Genomic DNA, 16,624 nt, shown 5'->3' on the forward strand with positions numbered 1-16,624 from the left:
ATGAGGGAAGGGCCGAACTGCTGCGCGCAGTTCGGCCCTTCTCTTGGTTGATCGATTATCGTCGATCTTCTTGCGAGATCGACGATGCAGATTTGTTAGCCCTTGGCGGCTGCGGCGGCCGTCACATTCAGTGTCGCCGTTTTGGAGACGCTGTTGAGGGTCGCGGAGATCGTCGCTAACGCCGGCGTCATGCCCGTCTTTGTCGTGATCGAGAAGTTTGCCGTCGTGTAGCCCGCCGGAACGGTCACACTGCTGAAGGCCTTAACGCCGGAGACGTTGCTGGTCAGCGTGATGAGCGTATCCGCCGTCGGCGCATAGGAGAGCTGCACGGTACCCGTCGCGGAGGCTCCCGCCACCACGGAGGTCGGCGCAATCGTCAGGCTGGTCAGCACCACGGGGAGCGTGACATTGAGCGTCGCCGTCTTGCTGGTGTCCCGCAGGGTCGCCGTGATTTTCGCGCCGATCGCTGCGTAGCCAGTGTGGCTCACCACGGGAATGGATGCGGTTGTCTCGCCTTCCAGAACCTTAATGGCGCTCAAGACCGTGACGGAGCTCGTATCGCTGGCAAGGTTGACGATTACGCCGCCCGGTGTTGCCGGAGCGGTGAGCGTCACGGTGGCCGTGGCGCGCGTTCCCGAGATGATCGACGTCTTATCGAGCGCGATGCTGAGCAGGGCCGGCGCCGGAGTAATCGTCAGATTAGCGCCAACGGTCACTCCATTCGACGCCGCCGTAATCGTGACGACCTTGGTGCTCGCGACAAACTTCGTGGTGACCGGGAAGGTCGCCGAAGTTGCTCCCGCTGGAACGACAACACCATAGTATACGCCTGCCGAGTTCGTATCGCTGCTTAGCAGTGTGACTAGCGCGCCGCCCGCCGGAGCGACCGTGGAAAGCGTTACAGTCGCTGTAGGGCGTACGCCGGCGATCACCTGGTTCGGCGCAATCGTCAGGCTGGCGGGAACAGCGGCTACAAGCACAGTCGTGGGAGCGATCAGCACCGTAGAATCCAGGCTGGCGGCAACGTTGACGTTTACCGGCGAGTTCACCATGAGTGTCCGAATGGCGAAGCTCGCTGAGGTTGCGCCCGCTGGAATATTTAATTGACCATCCACCAGCAGCACGCTCCGGTTGGTGCTGGAGAGATGAATCCCGGAGCCGCCGGCGGGCGCCGGAGCTGAGAGCGTGACTGTGCCGTAGGTTTGGACGCCGGCCGCAATTTTGACCGGAATGACAAGGCTGACCAGGCTGCCGCCGGCCGAAGCGGGCACTGCGGAAACCTCCGCCGAATTCGGACTGGTGCCGCCTTCGTTGCTTGCGGTGATAACGTAGTAATATCGTGTGCCGTTGACTACTCCCGGGCTGTAGTAATACGTCAACGTAGTGGCGCCGTATTGAACGTAAGGACCACCGCTGACATTGGCGCGCCAGACAGTGTAAGTCTTTGCAGTCGGAACAGCCGTCCACTTCAGAAGGACAACTGCGGATCCCGGTGTTGCGCTTACGCCGGTCGGAGCGTTGGGCGCGGGGATCAGGGGCGGGGCGAGCGCGGCGAACAGGGTATTGCCAATAAACGATCCAAGGCCGGTCGCGTTGTCGTATCCCGTGGTTGCGGGATAGAACAGGTTGGTCGAGCCGTCGTTGATGTCGTGGAAAATCGTCGAGTAGCTGTTCGTCAGCGCGATCGGGTAGAGCACCTTATTGGCGAAACCCAGTGTGGTTCGGCCATCGGCGACACGCTTCTGATTTACCAGGGCGGCGTAAGCCGACCAAAGCGGGGCCGCGCAGCTTGTGCCGCCAAAGACCGTCCATTGACCCTGGAAATAGATCGAGTATCCAGTGTTAGGGTCGGAGTCCAGCGAGACATCCGGGACGTTACGCGCGGTGCTGGAGATTCCAAAGCCCGTTTGATAGGACTGCTTGGGCCAGAGTGCGCTGACGCCGCCGCCGCCGCCCGCGCCGAATTGGCTGCGGCGTTTGTCGCTGGGATCGCCCCACGCGGATTCGGCGCCATAGTCGGTTCCGTTCAGCGCGAGCGTCGTGCCGCCGACGCCAATAACCTCGGGCTGGGACGCCGGGTCGCTGACGCTGAGGTCAGCCCCATCGTTATATGCGCCGGAGTCTCCAGATGCGGCGAAGAACGACTGTCCCTGGGTCGCCATCTGCTGAAATATGGCGCGCTCCTGGTTGAAGAACGAGAACGCCGAAACGACCTCGCCGACGCCCCACGAGCAGCTGATTGAGGGGGCCAAGTTGTCGTCGGCGATTGCGGCGTACGTATTCGCCAAACTGACAACCGTGGGCTGACCGCGATAAACCAAAATCTTGGCGGCGCCGGGCGCCAGCGCGGCTTGCAGCTCGATATCGAGCGTCACTTCGCCCTGGCCGTCCGGGCTGTTGGGCGGACCGGACGCATTGTCCACGGAGACATCTTGCAGAGGGACATGAGTGAGGCCGTATGTCGTCTCGTAGGTTGTGACGTCCGCCGGATCGTAGCCGTCAAGCTCAACTAGGGCCAGCTTTTGCCCCGTACCGGTCTGCGTCACGCTATCCAGGCTGTATGCGTGCTTGATATCGGACGGCGATAGTCCGCCGCCAAGGCCGGTGCCGATTGACGGAGTGACCGTCATGCGGTCCACGGGGCTGAGAGCGCGATGAAAGGTCTGAATGACGGCGGCGTTGTCCAGTCCAATGACCGTCGCCACCGGAACGCCGCTTGGCGTCGGGACTTCCGGCTCACGGTCCGCGGAGTAAAAGACGCGGCCGCTGGGCTCTTGATAGTAGCCTAGCTTGACGCCGAATGTGGACGACACCACGGAAGCCGGGGCGGAGACATCCAGCAACAGGCGGTTCGCATGGCGTCCCGTTACCTGGAAGCCACGCGCCTGATAGTAGGCCGCCAGAGCGTCGTACTGCTCTTGTGTCGGAGAAAATCGCTGCGCAAATTCGGCCGGCTTGAGATATTTTCCGTAAAGCGGATCTTTGGGATCGTACAGCCGATTGATCAGGTCATCCAGACCCTGCTGATCGTGTACGGGCAATCCCAGAGCGAGATTGACGGTTTGCGTGCTGCTGACCGCGCCGACAGCGTGGGAGTACGCCAAAGATCTGGGCAGCACCGACGACGGGAGCGGGGCCGCATTACTCATTTGCGCCGTCGCGAGCAAAGCGGGGAAAAGCAAGAGCGATAAGGGGCTCCGGCAGGAGCCGGCGCGGCGCCGGCCAGTACTGCGCGCACTTCGCGCAGAAAAGAGGGCGAACATAATGGCGGTGGCTTTCTACCTGATCAGGTATGGTCGCGGGAAGGTTGCATTTGGGATACCGTGCCCGGCCAAGCGGCGTTTCGGCACGGAGCGCCGTTTAGCTGGACACGGAAACTTTCCTATTATAACATGAAAAATCAAGGAAAACGTCATTCATGGAATTGTGGTTGTTTAGACTTACTGTCACCGTGCATACCAGCAATATCGCGGGTTTTTTGGGATAAGTTGGGACAACGCAATTCGGGATTTTTTCCCTGAATAATTCGCGTCCCAAAGCCTGTGTTCGCGACTGGATAGATCATCATAAACAGGGACTCTCAAAACAAAATCAATCGCCAAACGCGCAAATTTCAGAGTTTTGGAGGAATTTGGATTTCCGCCGTGATTTCACGTCGGCGATGAGTGATGATGGTGTTGGGATCAGGCAGTCCCGGCGGAAAAGCGAATAAACGGGGTGATTGGCGGATGGCGCTATCCGAGAGCGGCGGAAAGTCTGGGGTCAGACTTCGCGCCGCCACTCCAGGGCTTGAATGAGGGTCGCCTGATCGGCGTAATCGAGGTCGCCGCCGACCGGCATGCCGTGGGCGATGCGGCTGACGCGCGGTCCGAGAGGCTTGAGGATGCTCGCCAGATACATGGCGGTCGTGTCGCCTTCGACCGTGGGATTCATCGCCAGGATGATCTCCTTGAAACCGCCGTCCGCGACCCGCGCTTGCAGCTCCTTGACCTTGAGGCGGTCGGGCGTGACGCCCTCCAAGGGCGAGATGACGCCCTGGAGAACATGGTACACGCCTTTGTATTCGTTTGTCTTTTCCATCGCGATCAGATCGCGAGGCTCGGCGACGACGCAGAGATGGGTCTGGTCGCGCCGAGGATTGGCGCAGATATCACAGACATCGCCTTCCGAATAATTGAAGCAGATGCTGCAAAAACGGATGCTGCCCTGGATCGCGAGCAGGGCTTCCGCCAGAGCGCGCGTCTCGTCTTCCGGAATCCTCATGATATGGAAGGCGAGGCGCTGCGCGCTCTTAGGACCGATGCCCGGAAGCTTTTCAAATTCGCCGACGAGCCGTGCGATCGGCTTGGGATAGTATGCCGCCATAATGCCTAGAAAAAGCCGCCGGGCAGCGTGTTGCCCATGCCGGCGGGCATGACGCTCTTCAGTTTCTCTTCGCGCAGGGCGTTCGCCTTTTCGATGGCCTCGCGGGCAGCGACGGTGATCAAGTCTTCCAGCGTCTCCACATCATCGGGATCGACGGCTTCCTTGGCGATCTTCACTTCCACGACGTCACACTTGCCCGTCACCACGATCTTCACCAGACCGCCGCCGGCCTGACCTTCCACACGCGCCTGAGCCAGTTCGACTTCGATGACTTTCGCGTCTGACATTGCCTTCTGAGCCTGCTTCATCAAATCGCCCAGGCCGCCGGGCAGCTTTCCAAATGGGTTCGCCATTTTAATATCCTTTCGATCCTTCTTCATCTAACACGCGACCGCCGAATACGGCGATCACTTCATCCATCAGGGGGGACTCCGGCGCTTCCTCGATCACGCGCGGGGCCTGCTTGCTTGGCTCCGGCGGCGTGGCGCGAATTCCGGCGTTCTCTCCTTGCATTGTACACTTGATTTTGTACGTTCCGGGCTCTAAGGCGAGCGTTTTATTGATGATATCTTCAAGAGCTTTGCGGCCCTTCTCACTGCTCTCCATTCGTTCGTAATGGAATCTTCCTGTGAATTGTAATAATATCGTCTTTTCTCTAATCGCGATCGGCGAAGCGTCCCGCACATGGGCCGCTCCGGAAGGCGAGCGCGTTCCCATGCGGTTGATGACTTCCTGCCACGCTTTTTGCAGTCGCAGCAGATCCGGATGCGCATCGGGCGGCAGAGCGGGACGCGTCGGGACGACGGGCGGCGGCGGCTCGGTGACGGCTACGGTTTGCACATGCAGCAGATCCTCAGGCTCCTCGTCTTCCTCGGGGATATCGATCGACGGTGTGAAAAGGCTGGGAAGGGCGCTGTCGCCGCCTTCGTCGGCCGCCTGCTCGTCGCCGGGGAGGATGTCCACGATATCGTCGCCGGGCAGAAGCGCATCCATCTCTTCGGGCTCGTCGTCTACAAGCTCGTCGGCCAGGAGATCGCTGTCCAAAGGGGACCCCGCGAGTACGGGGGCGACGGCTTCGACAGTGAGCACAGGCTGCGGCGCGGGGGAGGGGGCTTCCGGGGCGGCGGCTCTGGGCGGCGTGGGCGCTGGAGCGATGGGCTGGGCAACGGGCGCCGTGGTCGCGATAGGCGCCGCCGCGATCGGCTTGACGGCTGGAGCGGCGACTGGGGCCGGCGCAATGCGCGCCACGGGCTCGGCGGCGACGGCGGCGGGGCTGGACGGAAGGCGAACCAGGCGCAGCAATGTCATCTCGAGCAGAAGACGGTGCTGGTTGTTAAAGCGCGATTCCCGTTCGGCGTCCGAGATGATCTCCAGCGCGCGCAGCAAGTCCGCCGGGGCGAACTGCGCGGCTTGCTTTCGCACGGTCGCGCTGTCATCCAGGCCGTCGGCCGTGGCGACGGGGGCGCCGACGCTCAAATAAAGCATATCGCGCAGGCGTCCCGACAGGCTTTTGAGAAACTGCCGAATGTCTTTGCCCGACGCGACGACGCTTCCCGCCAGTTCAAAGACGCCGGCGGCGTCGGACGCGGCCAGCAGGCCGACTGTGTGCGCCAGAACGTCTTCATCGACGGTGCCGAGCACGAGGCTGACATCGTGCGCCGTGACGTTTTCGCGCTTGTAGGCGAGGACCTGCTCCAGCAGTGAAAGCGAGTCGCGGTAGGAACCGTCGGCGGCGCGGGCCACGAGGGCGGTGGCCTGCGGCTCGGCGGCGACGCCTTCCTCCTGTAGCACCTGCGAAAGCCGCTGCGAGATCTGAGCGATCGTGCCGCGTTTGAATTCAAAGACCTGGCAGCGCGAAGCGATCGTGATAGGAAGCTTTTCGAGTTCCGTGGTCGCCAGGATAAAGACAACGCGGTCCGGCGGCTCTTCCAGTGTCTTCAAAAAAGCGTCCATCGCATCGCGGGAGAGCTGATGGGCTTCGTCGATGATATAGACCTTGTACCGGCCCTCCATCGGCGGGAATTTGATGCTGGCGACCAGATCGCGCACATCGTCGACTTTTCCGTGCGACGCCGCGTCCATCTCCAGTACGTCCACGAAGTTGGACGCCGCGATGGACCTGCACGGTCCGCACTGGCCGCACGGCTCCGGCGTCGGCAGGGTATTCGCTCCATCTGGGCCGATGCAGTTCAGGGCTTTGGCGAGAATGCGCGCGCAGGTCGTTTTCGCGGTTCCGCGCGTGCCGCAGAACAGGTATCCGCTGGCGACGCGTCCGGCCGAGACGGCGTTCTTGAGCGTCGTGGTGACGTGCGCCTGTCCCACGACGTCTTCGAAGTTTTGCGGGCGATATTTTCGGTAGAGGGAAACGTATGCCATGAGCCCTTAATTATACCCGATTTGGCGGGCCCCAAGAAAGCGATGGACCCTTCCGACATTTCGGAAGGGTCCATCGTAACGGCTTTCGCCGCGCGTTTTTGATCAGCAGCGAGCGCTGAAGTATTTTGGCCGTGCACCTGCCGTTGAAGTCGTTCCTCCACGTGTTACGTAACGCCGCAAGCTCCGGTCAGAGCACCAGCGGCACACGGGCAAGACTCCTTATCGCTGCTTCGTTCCCGACCTGACGAGGTTCGAAGCTTGTCCGTTGCGCTGGGTCCGTCCATCAACACCGCGTACGTACGCCAGAACCGTAAAGGAGCGCCCCGAAGGCGGGAATTCAATCTCCCATAACCCGGGTTTGGAGAATAGGGCACCGGAACCGCCCCACCTAGCACGGCCAAATCGTTCTCCTCCCGGTAAATACCGGGAAGAGCAAGTGTTTATTCGAACACCTTCTGGCCCTGGCCGAGAACGTCGTCTCGGGTCAGAGTGAAGGTCTTCTTCAGCAGGCGCAGACCCGGCTGCGGCCCGCTGGTGTCACCAGGAACTATACCCGATGTATCCAAATAACGCGAGTCCGTCATACCTTCGCCGCGCCATCCGATGCGGTCCTGAACGTTCGGCGGGGTGTCGGCATGGCTGGATGGATTGAACCACATGGTCACCGTGTATTTCGGCGCCGTGAAGGAGTACATCTCCGGATCCTTGCTCATGTCGATCTTGCGCTTGAACGCGCCGTTGCGCACGGACGCCGAATCCTGCATGATCGTCAGGTTCGGATCGAGCTGAAGCGAGTTGAGCGAGAAGTTGTTGATGACGGGCGTTTGATAGCCATCGTCCTGAAGCCGGATCTCGATACGGGTTCCGTCGATCGGACCCCATTCGTGCGCGCCGGTTTCCAGAACGAACGACTTCGCGCCGATCGCGTCCAGCTTGCCGCGCATCTCGAAGACCTTGGGAGCGACGCGAACCAGCTGCGCGTCGAAGTGCATGTCGACCGGCGGCTGGAGCATCGTGGCGCGCCATTTGCGGCGCAGGGTCAATTCCTTGATCTGCTTCGCCACATTCTGAGCGCTGGACGCCTCGCCGAACTGGCCGCCGAAGCCCGCCGCCATGTTGGCGTTATGGGCGTCGAGGCAGTACTGCCACTGCGCGAGCGCCTGATCCGTCATGCCGAGCGCTTCGTAAGTATGCGCAAGGCCATGCCCGAGGGTGGTGACATCCAGAGCGGCCGCTTGCGCGGCGGCCTTTTTGTCCGCGTTGCCCGGATCTTTTTTGTAGGCGTCCTGGATCTCCAGGATCTTCTTCTGGCCCGCTTCGTAATACTCGCGGGACTTGTTGAAGTCGGTGATCTTGCGATAGTAGTGCGTGAAGGCCAAATCTGAATAAAGCTCCGGAAGGTCCGGGTTGTTCTTGATGCCTTCGCGCATCAGCGCGAGCGCCAATGGAATATAGCGCCGATCCGACCGCTGGTCGGTGTCGGTGAAGTTATAGTCCATGTGCCAGGCGCCGGTCTCGTAGACGTCGATGAAGTGCGGGTCAAGCCATGTGATGATGCGAATCATCGGCGTGATCGCCTCATAATCGCCGGTATGGAAGAACTCGTCGGTACGGACCCACAGAAGGCCGGCGACGGCCTCGCGGAAACCAGTGAAGGCTCCCAGCGCGAACTCGATCGGCAGTCCCTTAACGGCGTCGCCCGTCTGGACGTCCGATGGTTCGTATTTGTGTCGCATCGGGTCGATCTTGATTTGCAGGAACGCCACAATGAGAAACAGCGGCAAGATAAAGGCCAGCAGGGCGGACCGTTGTGTCTTGGACAGCATAATTACACCTCGCGGCGATCAAAGATCAAGACCGCGATCATCAAGAGGATGCCTGTGTAGACAACAGCATAAAGAATATTCTGCGTGATATACAGGGCCTCATTGGCGATATGGACGTCCGGATGGATGATCGGGTTCTGAATGTTGTAGTTTCCAAAGTTCGGAACCACCACATGGACCAGCTTGAAGAAGGCGACGACAAGCGGGTTCTTCTTATGATCCGGGTCGCTCGCCAGGGATTCCGTGACGGACGACAGACTTCCCAGGAGATAGACTGCAAACGTCAGGAAGAAGTTCACGAAGGGCGAGAGGAAGACGGAGAAGAACAGCGCCAGCGCGCCGACGATCACAAGCTGGAAGAAAATCATCATAATGCCCTTGAGGACATCGACGTTGAAATGGTGCTCCTTGATCGTGATGAGCAGCAGAAACGCAATGCCCATCAATGCGATGTTGGAGAGAACCGTCATCAAACCGCCTAAAAATTTGCCGAGCAAAAATTCATAGCGCTGGACCGGCTTCGAGAGGATCGTATAGATCGTCCTGCGCTCGATCTCATTGGGAATCAAGTTGATTCCCAGAATGACGCTGATGAAAACGCCGGCAAGGCCGATGACGCCCAGGCCGAGGCTCTTGATCAGGACGAGTTCCTGGCGGGGCAAAAACGACGTAAAGGCGAACGCCATGACAATCAGGGCGATCGCGACGAAAAGAAATACGTTCAGAATCTTCCGGCGCATTGCTTCGCCGAAAGTCCCGGTGGCTATTAACCAAATGGTGCTCATAATCGCGTGAATTTCCTCAGGCAGCTTTGCGAGATAATTTTAAGAGCCGACGATCGCGCTGGCGTCGCCTTCGCGCACGGTCTCATAGAAAATGTCTTCCAGCGAACGGCGCGTCTCCGTGACGGAAATCACGTCGCCTTTATTGGCTCGAACCCAGTCCAGAACATTGTTCTTGCTGACGTTGGAGGCGCTGGTGGTGATGATCAGCTTATGGTTGACATCGGACACGTTCGATGTCAGCGCTTTAAGCTTCGCAAGCTGTGCGTCGTCCGCCACGACATTCTCCGCGATGATCTCGACGTTGCCGCCGGCGATCAGCTCGCCGACGCTGCCAAGTCGGCGGATCTTGCCGCGATTCAAAATGGAAACGCGGTCGCAGACCAACTCAACGTCGGACAACTGGTGCGAGGACAGGAAGATCGTGCGTCCCTCGTTCTTCAGGCGAACGATCAGGTCGCGGATATCGCGGTGGGCGACGGGGTCAAGACCGGACGTGGGCTCATCGAAGAAAAGGAGCTTGGGGTCATTGATCAGCGCCTGGGCGATGCCGACGCGCTGGAGCATACCCTTGGAGAAAGCGCGCAGCGGCTTGCTGCTGTCTTTCTGAAGGCCGACAAGATCCAGGAGATAGTCGACGCGCTTGTTTTTCGCCGCTCCCGTCAGGCCGAACAGGCTGCCATAGAAGCCAACGACTTCACGCGCGGACATGTGCTCGTAAAAATAAGGACTTTCGGGAAGATAAGAGACTTTGAGTTTGACGTCAATGTCGCCTGCGGGCTTACCCAGCACGCGCACATCGCCGGAACTCGGGAAGATCAAGCCCAGCAGGGTTTTGATCGTGGTGGTTTTGCCCGCGCCGTTCGGGCCAAGGAATCCGAAGATCTCGCCTTCATAGACATCAAGACTGATGTCGTTGACGGCAACCACGCTTTTGTACTTCTTGACGAGATTTTTTATCTCGATCGCTTTGGCGTATCCGTCATTTGCCATAGTCAACTATTATTGCACCCCTCTGTGTGAATGTCGGCTGCGACAAATCCTGCGACCGACGCATGCCCGCACGCTATAACTGTACGGTAATTTCGCGCACTTTGTCGCCAATCCTTGAGGAAATTACCGAATTTCTCCAGAATACCGCAGATCTGCGAGGTATTCCGGGGTCTTCGGGCTACAAAGCCGCGTCATTATACACCGCGTCTGGTCTGGTGTCAACGAACAGGCGCCCGTTTTTCCGGTTCGTCAAAATCGCAGAAGCGCCTGAAGCGTCAGCTGCTGGCGCTGGATCTGCGCCTGATCGCGCGGCGTATCGTTCAGAACTTCATAGAGCGTACGGAAGGTCAGGTGGGCGCCGGCGTTATAGTTGATCCCGACGCCGGTGCGTATCGCGCTGCTTTTGCCTTCGGGATAAGCCCAAAAAGAACGCTCGACGACGCTGGACGCCCGCCCGCCGAATTTATAAACGCCTTCCAGGAAATAGCCCAGCACGCGCTGGTCGTTATCCGCGCCGGACACGACCTCGCCGCGCGCCGTCACGTTTTTGTACAGCAAGGTTCCATCGCCGGCAATGCGGGTCTTATTGATATAACCCACGCCCCGGTCCGTAATGATGCGACCGGACGGCGGCAGATCCACCGCGAATGGATGGTCCTTGTCAATATCGGTGATCGGCAGCCGCCCGGTCAGCATGGAGCCGCCGACGTTGACGATTCCGTTGCGCGTGTAGAATGTGCGCCCCAGCCGAAACGTCACCACATTTTTGCCGCGCGTATCGAAGCTGGTGGAGCTGGAGCCGCTGGTGAGCGAGAGATCGTAGTTGAGGATGCCATAAAATCGGCCCGAAATCTGAACGCCCACATCATTGCGTATCCCAAGCGACTGTGAATACAACGGCTGCACGAGAAGCAGATGCGGATCGTAGGTGGCGAGCAGGGCGAATGGGATCTGAAAGCGCCCCGCCTTCACATACGCCGTCGCATCGCTGTCCTCGCCGAGCGGGATCTGATATACGACGTACGCTTCGCCCAGATTCACGCCGCGGGAAATGGAGCTGTCCGCCGGATTCTCCGCCATCCCCTGCACGACCACGGCGCCGTAGGAGCGGCCGTGCGAGATAAGGGGATAGTTGAGATCGACCTCGGCGTTATTCGCCCAGGCGGAGTGCGTGCGCCCGCGCGTCGATGTCCGGTATCGTAAGTCCAGGTCGCCGTCGATCAAAAGTCGGTCTCCGATCGGCACGGCCGACGGCTCGGGCGTTTCCGGCGGCGGCAGATCCGTCGCCGGAGCCAGAGGAATCACGGCTCCGGGCGCCGGGAGCGGCGCGGCGTCTGGAGCGGCGTTCGCCGGCGTTTGCGGACTCGCCGCCGCGCTGGGAGCCGTGTCCACGGCGTTCGCCGAAGCGGGAGCGATCAGAGCCAGAAGCGCGCAGCATCCTAGGAAGCCGAAACTGCGTGACGAGGAGCCGCACAAAGTCATAATGGGAAACCTTGACAGAAGATCGGGAAATGGGGCGATCGTTTCAGTGGAAATAAGGACTTTCGCCCGCGCGTTTTGTATGCGCCGGCGCGAACGGCAGGTCTCGCGTCCCAGTGAAGTCCTTGCATATCGGTGTAGTATACCATTTCATCGAGCGCGTCTTGATGACGGGAATGGGACGAAAGTTCTACAAGCTTCACTTGTGGGGCGGGAATCGGACGTTTACCAATCATCACTCACACCCACGAAAGCAGGGATGGCTGGTATAATCAGTGTAACATACATTATCAGCAACGAGGCGTTATGACTGACTTTCCAGCGCCCGAGGACACATCGCCGTCCCCGGACAATCATGAGGCGCCGCAAGACGGCGCCGCTCCCTCGGACCAGCCGGGCGGCGCGGGACCGCGTAAGGTCTACGAATCGAACCTTCTGCCGGATCGCCGGCGCAACCGAGTGTCGCCGTGGCTTTTGATCCCCATACTGCTCGCAGGCTTCGGAGCGGCGTACTATTTCCTGCTGTTCAAGCCGCAGCAGCGCCGCCACATCGTGACGGCGGGGGAAATCGTGTTCGCTTCGGATCGCAATTCGCCGGGCGTTTCGCATTTGTGGGCGATGACGCCCGGAGGAACGCCGCGCGCTTTGACTTCGGGAGCCTCGCCCGACACCAGTCCGGCCTTTGCGCCCGACGGCAATCAGATCGCGCTGCTGTCGCCGCGTCTGCGCGATCAGAGTCAGATCTTTTTGGTGGACGCCGATGGACAAAATCTGATCCCGGTGACGCATACCTCCGGAACGAAGGACCTTCCGATCTTTGCGCCAAGCGACAACCGTCTGCTGGGCTATACTTCCAGCGGCGTTCTTTACCGCATGGAATTAGGAACGAAATCCATCGACCAGATCGTTCCCGCGGACACCGACGCGTCGCATCATCATAGCGGCTCAGCCGACGACAACCAGGAAGCGCCCGCGCCGGCGCAGCCCACCACGGTCCCCAGCTACGCCTGGCGCCCCGGCGCGCCGCGCGATGAGCAGGGCCTCGCCGCCGTTCAGGATACGGACGGCTTGCAGACGCTCGCGATTCTGCCGAAGCCGGACGCCGATTTGATCACGACTTCGACCGGGCAGCCCGGCGGACCGCCATTGATCGCCGCCGACGCCATGTCCGTCGGCTGGAGCCCCACTGGCGGCCTGCTCGCCGTCGCCGTGCTCGGCGTCAAGGGACTGCCGCCAGGGAAGTCGCTTTCCGGCATCATTTTGTTCGATGGGCAGGGCAAGCCGGCGCAGAGCGCCCCGCCGGTCCAGATCGCCAGCGCGATCTTGGGGCCTGAGAATCCGGTGTTCACGCCGGACGGCGCCGCGATCTTGTTCGAGATTTGGCGTCAGCCCGACCTGGCGTCGCGCAAATGCGTCGGCCTCTTCATCGCCAATACGGATGCGTCCGGCCAGCCGCACGTCGTCGTCAAGGGGGACGCCGAGCACGCGCAGTTCTCGCGTGACGGCAAAACCATATACTATTTGACCACGCGCGCGGACGGCAAACACGACCTTTGTTCGGTCGGCCTGGACGGCGCCGGTTTTCAGCGGCTGAGCGACGGCGCGGAGGATGTGACGCACTTCGCGCTGTCGCCGCAATAACGCTCCAGAAAGGAATGAGCGGCGTCGTTCTCCGCGTCTCTGCCGGGCTATTTGTTTGCTTGCATTGACGGCGGCGTTATGGTATACTTGGGCACATTTAACCTGACACTTACTCACCGCTACGCTGCCGGCTGGCCCTATTTTGCCGATGAATCATTTTGTGGAACGCTTGCCTTGGCGTATAGCTGCGCTTGCAGGCCTATTGGTAGGAGCGGTCAGTTGGGCGAACAGCACTGATTTATGGATTTGTTTGATCCGTGCGGCCGCCGCATTTGTCGTCTTTGGCTTCCTGGGCGTGATTTTGCGTAATATTTTGACGCAGCATCCCGACCAGCACCAGGGAGACGAGCGGCGCGATCATCGTGGAGTACATCTCGACGCGATGACGCCGGAAATGAGTCTGGACGATCTGGAGCACAGAGAATCAGGTTTAGACGCACCTCTGGGGGATGACAGCGAGCGATGACGACCTCCCTTAATATTGCCGATCTCTGGCGCCGACTCAAAGACCGCAAGGATCAAAAGGCTCGCGATCAGATTATCAACCATTACGCGTATCTGGTGAAAATCACTGCGGGACGCGTGGTGACGAGCCTGCCGCCGAACCTCGAACGCGATGACCTTGTCAGCGCGGGAGTGATGGGCTTGATCAAGGCCGTCGATCAATTCGACACCGGCCGTCAGGTCAAGTTCGAAACCTACGCAATCGCCTTGATTCGCGGCGCCATTCTGGAGATGCTGCGCGAAGAAGACTGGGTGCCGCGCTCCGTGCGCGACAACGTCAAGTCTCTGGAGCGCACGTACTACCAGCTGGAGCTGCGCATGGGGCGCCCGGCGACGGAAGAAGAAGTCGCGGAAGAGATGGGCATGACCACCGACGATCTGCAGAAGATCCTGGTCAACACCAGCCGCGCGAATATCCTTTCCCTGGACGACATGCTGATCGGCGGAGGCGGGGACGGCGGCGAGCGCCTGCACCTGACCGATGTCCTTCAGGACGAAAACTCCAATGTCGTCTCCGAAGTCGAAGCGGCCGCGATCAAAAGCACGCTGACGGTCGGCATCGATCGGCTTCCCGAGCGTGAACGTCTCGTCATCGCCCTGTACTACTACGAAGGTCTGACGTTCAAGGAAATCGGAAAAGTGCTGACGGTTTCAGAATCGCGCGTATACCAACTGCATACGCAGGCGGTTTTGAGGCTTCGCGGATATTTGCAGCGGGACTCGGTGCTCTTTACGGGATAAAGCGCGACGCAATTATTATCAGACATACAAAAAGCCTGGCGGGTTTGCCAGGCTTTTTTGTGCGGAAGCCGTTCCGCGCCAATTACCCACACAGCCGGCGTCCCTACGAATACTGGGACGCAAGGCGCGATCTCAGGAGGAAACGATGGTCGAAACGTATCTGAAACTGTTGGAGCAGGGATATTTCGAGGTGACGTTTGCGTTCGAGGGATTGGCGGACGAGAATGTCTGGAAACGCCCGGCGGACGGGCTCCTTTCCATCGGGGAGCTGGCGGGGCACATTGCTTACTGGGAGGCCGTAAGGCTGGCGGGCGAGGGCGGACAGCCGAGTCCGGACGCCAGCGGCGTGTCGCTGGCGCCTGATCTGGCGAAGTGCCGGGTGAGCAGTCTGCTGATCGACGATCGGTTTCGGTACTACCCGAAGACGATCCCGACGACGCCTTCAGAGCAGCAGCTCGCCATGACGGCGGATCAGGTCTGCAAGGAGCTTCTGCGGGTGCATCAGGAGTCGGTGGCGCACTTTAAGGCGCTCAATCCCGATCTGGCGGGTCCTGTCCCCGGATGGCCGCCGGAGTGGACGTACGGCGGATTCCTGGAGTACTTGATATTTCACATCGGTTATCACACCGGACAGATGTACACCGTCCGCCATCTGTTGGGGGATCAGACGCCGGACAATTGACGCCTTCCCTCTGTCCTTCCCGTCAAATCTGTCGCGGCCCTAGGCTGTTAAACCAAGAACCCCATCGTCAACACTATTGACGATGGGGTTCTTGGCTTTTAACTTCCCTCCCGTCGCAGGAGGGGCGGCGCGAAGCGCCGGGGTTGGTAGGATTACTGCTCGTCCCGCAGGTCCGCGAACAGAACGGTGGACAGGTAGCGCTCGCCGTTCGACGGGATCACCACGACGATGGTCTTGCCGGCGTTCTCGGGGCGCTTCGCGACCTGGACAGCCGCATAGAGCGCGGCGCCGGAGGAGATGCCGACGAGGATGCCTTCTTCGCGGCCGGCGCGGCGCGCCCATTCGACGGCGTCTTCGTTGGTGACTTGAATCACTTCGTCGACGACGTTGATATGCAGGTTGCCCGGAATGAAGCCCGCGCCGATGCCTTGCAGCTTATGCGGCGCCGGGGTCAGAGGCTGGCCGGCCAGCGTCTGCGTGATGATGGGCGAAGCGGTCGGCTCGACGGCGATCGCCTTGAACGACGGCTTGCGCTCCTTGATCACTTCGGCGACGCCGGTGATCGTGCCGCCGGTGCCGACGCCCGCGACCAGGATATCGATCGCGCCATCGGTGTCTTTCCAGATCTCTTCGGCGGTGGTCTTGCGGTGGATCGCGGGGTTCGCGGGGTTATTGAACTGCTGGGGGATAAATGAGTGTGGTGTTTCCGCGGCGAGCCGCTCGGCTTCGGCGATCGCGCCCTTCATGCCGCTCGGCCCCGGGGTCAGGACGAGCTCGGCGCCGTAGCCGCGCAGCAGAAGGCGGCGCTCCATGCTCATCGTTTCCGGCATCGTCAGGATCAGTTTGTAACCCTTGGCGGCGCAGGCGAACGCCAGGCCGATGCCTGTGTTGCCGGAGGTCGGTTCGATAATGACGGAATCCGAGTTGATGAGCCCTTTTTCCTCAGCGTCCTCAAGCATCGCCACGGCGATACGGTCCTTGACGGAAGACGCCGGATTGAAGAACTCCAGCTTCGCCAGAACGGTGGCGCCGGCGCCCTCGGTGAGACGATGCAGCTTCACGAGCGGTGTGCCGCCGACGAGGTCTGTGATATGTTCATAGATTGGCATTGTCGAAAATCTCCTCTGCGGAATATGATATCCCAATGAATCCGCCTTTGTCAACTCAATCACTTGCATTTGTAAATTCGCCGCCGAGCGTACGTTTTCTTGCTCGCGCCATCGGTAAGCGGCTTG

At 60.2% G+C, this 16,624-nt stretch carries 13 protein-coding genes and 1 other RNA gene; 4 read left to right on the plus strand and 10 right to left on the minus strand.

The window, feature by feature from the left end:
* Nucleotides 1–95: 95 nt before the first annotated feature.
* From D5261_RS19550 to D5261_RS19590, 9 genes are all read right to left on the minus strand, one after another.
* The gene (locus D5261_RS19550) at nucleotides 96–3,149 is read right to left on the minus strand and encodes a protease pro-enzyme activation domain-containing protein (RefSeq protein WP_165864557.1); all 3,054 of its coding nucleotides are present in this window, start codon (nucleotides 3,147–3,149) and stop codon (nucleotides 96–98) included.
* Nucleotides 3,150–3,762: 613 nt separating this feature from the next.
* Nucleotides 3,763–4,365: a recombination mediator RecR gene (gene recR, locus D5261_RS19555; protein WP_119324145.1), complete on the minus strand. Its 603-nt coding sequence runs from the start codon at nucleotides 4,363–4,365 to the stop codon at nucleotides 3,763–3,765.
* Nucleotides 4,366–4,370: 5 nt separating this feature from the next.
* Complete coding sequence (locus D5261_RS19560; protein WP_165864556.1) at nucleotides 4,371–4,718, minus strand: YbaB/EbfC family nucleoid-associated protein; 348 nt, start codon at nucleotides 4,716–4,718, stop codon at nucleotides 4,371–4,373.
* A 1-nt stretch (nucleotide 4,719) separates the two neighbouring features.
* A complete protein-coding gene (gene dnaX / locus D5261_RS19565) occupies nucleotides 4,720–6,741 on the minus strand; it encodes a DNA polymerase III subunit gamma/tau (RefSeq protein ID WP_119324143.1) in 2,022 nt (673 codons plus the stop codon).
* A gap of 129 nt (nucleotides 6,742–6,870) precedes the next feature.
* An RNA gene (ffs, locus tag D5261_RS19570) (signal recognition particle sRNA large type) lies at nucleotides 6,871–7,138 on the minus strand.
* Between the two features lie 43 nt (nucleotides 7,139–7,181).
* Entirely contained in the window at nucleotides 7,182–8,567 is a 1,386-nt protein-coding gene (locus tag D5261_RS19575; RefSeq protein WP_119324142.1) for a tetratricopeptide repeat protein, read from the minus strand.
* A gap of 2 nt (nucleotides 8,568–8,569) precedes the next feature.
* A complete protein-coding gene (locus D5261_RS19580; protein ID WP_119324141.1) occupies nucleotides 8,570–9,352 on the minus strand; it encodes an ABC transporter permease in 783 nt (260 codons plus the stop codon).
* 39 nt (nucleotides 9,353–9,391) lie between these two features.
* The gene (locus D5261_RS19585; RefSeq protein ID WP_119324140.1) at nucleotides 9,392–10,342 is read right to left on the minus strand and encodes an ABC transporter ATP-binding protein; all 951 of its coding nucleotides are present in this window, start codon (nucleotides 10,340–10,342) and stop codon (nucleotides 9,392–9,394) included.
* 249 nt (nucleotides 10,343–10,591) lie between these two features.
* Nucleotides 10,592–11,824, minus strand: coding sequence for a hypothetical protein (locus D5261_RS19590; RefSeq protein WP_125206265.1), 1,233 nt, complete (start codon nucleotides 11,822–11,824; stop codon nucleotides 10,592–10,594).
* Between the two features lie 303 nt (nucleotides 11,825–12,127).
* On the opposite strand from D5261_RS19590, the gene D5261_RS19595 reads away from it, so the two are divergent.
* From D5261_RS19595 to D5261_RS19610, 4 genes are all read left to right on the plus strand, one after another.
* Nucleotides 12,128–13,462, plus strand: coding sequence for a TolB family protein (locus D5261_RS19595; RefSeq protein ID WP_119324138.1), 1,335 nt, complete (start codon nucleotides 12,128–12,130; stop codon nucleotides 13,460–13,462).
* Between the two features lie 142 nt (nucleotides 13,463–13,604).
* The gene (locus D5261_RS19600) at nucleotides 13,605–13,928 is read left to right on the plus strand and encodes a hypothetical protein (protein WP_125206264.1); all 324 of its coding nucleotides are present in this window, start codon (nucleotides 13,605–13,607) and stop codon (nucleotides 13,926–13,928) included.
* The gene (locus D5261_RS19605; protein WP_119324137.1) at nucleotides 13,925–14,707 is read left to right on the plus strand and encodes a FliA/WhiG family RNA polymerase sigma factor; all 783 of its coding nucleotides are present in this window, start codon (nucleotides 13,925–13,927) and stop codon (nucleotides 14,705–14,707) included. The genes D5261_RS19600 and D5261_RS19605 overlap by 4 nt, the downstream gene beginning before the upstream one ends.
* Before the next feature lie 145 nt (nucleotides 14,708–14,852).
* Complete coding sequence (locus D5261_RS19610; protein WP_119324136.1) at nucleotides 14,853–15,389, plus strand: DinB family protein; 537 nt, start codon at nucleotides 14,853–14,855, stop codon at nucleotides 15,387–15,389.
* A 152-nt stretch (nucleotides 15,390–15,541) separates the two neighbouring features.
* Here the strand turns inward: D5261_RS19610 and cysK are convergent, their stop codons facing one another.
* Nucleotides 15,542–16,498, minus strand: coding sequence for a cysteine synthase A (cysK, locus tag D5261_RS19615; protein ID WP_119324135.1), 957 nt, complete (start codon nucleotides 16,496–16,498; stop codon nucleotides 15,542–15,544).
* Nucleotides 16,499–16,624: the final 126 nt, after the last annotated feature.

It is taken from the genome of Capsulimonas corticalis (genome assembly GCF_003574315.2).
Classification (GTDB): domain Bacteria; phylum Armatimonadota; class Armatimonadia; order Armatimonadales; family Capsulimonadaceae; genus Capsulimonas; species Capsulimonas corticalis.